Below are 909 nucleotides of genomic sequence, written 5' to 3' on the forward strand. Positions count from 1 at the left end.
AAACAACGGAAAATGACTCGCGTCCTTTTCCCGCAAAAAATCATACACAAATACGTTGGGTGCAATTTTTAAAAATATATCTATGAAAAATAAAAGTAAAATTTATGTTGGTTAAGCAGATCGATAAATCTACACAATCATTCTTCAATTTTTGGAGTGAAATGCAGAGATCAGAATTTCTTATTAGTTATTTAAAAGTAGGTGACAAATTAATTAGAAACAATATAGACGAAGGCAAAGAAAATCTCATTGCTATTTATGATAATAACTTTAATACAGACAAAGCTAAAAAAGAACTCAGAATGAGTTCTGATAGATTTCTTGATATTAATTTTTACACAAATCATTTAAGTGCATTAATCTTTGTTCATACGCTAGACAACTTCACAACTTATTTTAAGGAAATTCTTTCAGAAGTAGTTAAGAAAAACCCTCTAATATTAAAATCAAAAGAATCTGAAAGCTTAGAATTTATATTAGACTTTGATTCAATGGACGAGCTTGTTAATGCTATAACAACAAAAAAGATCGAAAAGTTATTTTATAAGGGTATTGAAGACATTGATAAGTTTTTTGATGACAGGCTTGGTATAAAAATATTCAAAAACAAAGAAAAAAAGAATGATATAAACTTTCTTATCAAGCAAAGAAATTTAGTAGTACATAACCGTAGAAAAGTATCAAAAGATTTTATTCGACAATTTCCTAATAAAAGACTTGAGGAAGGAAAATATTTAACTTACGATTTTAATTATGTCACTAGGATTAATATAATTTTATTTAATTTCTTATCTGAACTTGATGGTGAGATTTCTAAAAAATTCAAACTTTCTAAAATTCCTTTAAGACAATAAAAAAACACCCAACATAGTGTATAATTAATTGCGGCTGAATTTCCTCAACGGAAAT

The 909-nt window shown here is 26.5% G+C and carries 1 protein-coding gene; it reads left to right on the forward strand.

Annotated features, from left to right (window positions below):
- Positions 1 to 104: 104 nt before the first annotated feature.
- Positions 105 to 854, forward strand: a complete 750-nt coding sequence (locus ACOSP6_RS00260; RefSeq protein WP_422092382.1) for a hypothetical protein — start codon at positions 105 to 107, stop codon at positions 852 to 854.
- The last annotated feature ends 55 nt before the right edge of the window (positions 855 to 909 follow it).

This window comes from Tenacibaculum sp. MEBiC06402 (genome assembly GCF_049239625.1).
GTDB lineage: Bacteria > Bacteroidota > Bacteroidia > Flavobacteriales > Flavobacteriaceae > Polaribacter.

What these genes read in the sequence shown, in the direction of transcription:
- ACOSP6_RS00260 (WP_422092382.1), top strand. Translation starts at nt 105, where the DNA reads ATGTTGGTTAAGCAGATCGATAAATCTACACAATCATTCTTCAATTTT.